We start from the raw sequence: 427 nt of genomic DNA, 5'->3' as shown, positions 1-427 counted from the left end.
AATGCTCCGAAATATGCAACGTGGGAAAGTTTAGAACAAGGTCGAGCTTTTATTTTCGTTGGTTATGTAGCAATTGGTTGGGTTCTTTTGGAGTTTATCTCTATGCTTTTTAATCACAAGCGCAGAGCGATACATGATTTCATTGCGGGATCAGTGGTCGTAAAGAAAGTTTAACTATCTAAATTGTGGTCTAAGGAAAATCTGATGGATGTCCACGAGTGTGTTTCTTTTATCTTGATCAACGAATCGCAAGTATTACTAGAAAAGCGTAGTGAGTCTAAAGAAACGGATCCTGGCTTAATTACCATACCTGGCGGCCATATTGAGCACGGAGAGAATCAGGTGCAGGCGTTGTTTCGTGAACTCAAAGAAGAGCTGAATGTAATTCCCACCGATTACATGTATCTATCAGGGCAAGATTACGAAG

At 40.5% G+C, this 427-nt stretch carries 1 protein-coding gene; it reads left to right on the top strand.

The features are described 5' to 3' along the window. Positions 1-204: 204 nt before the first annotated feature. Positions 205-427 (top strand): NUDIX domain-containing protein (locus tag AB4209_RS17635; protein WP_372056712.1); only part of this gene is annotated, 223 nt, incomplete at its 3' end.

The sequence above is a fragment of the Vibrio sp. 10N.286.48.C11 genome, assembly GCF_041469805.1.
Taxonomy (GTDB): domain Bacteria; phylum Pseudomonadota; class Gammaproteobacteria; order Enterobacterales; family Vibrionaceae; genus Vibrio; species Vibrio crassostreae_C.
This window is presented reverse-complemented; position numbering and strand designations above follow the sequence as displayed.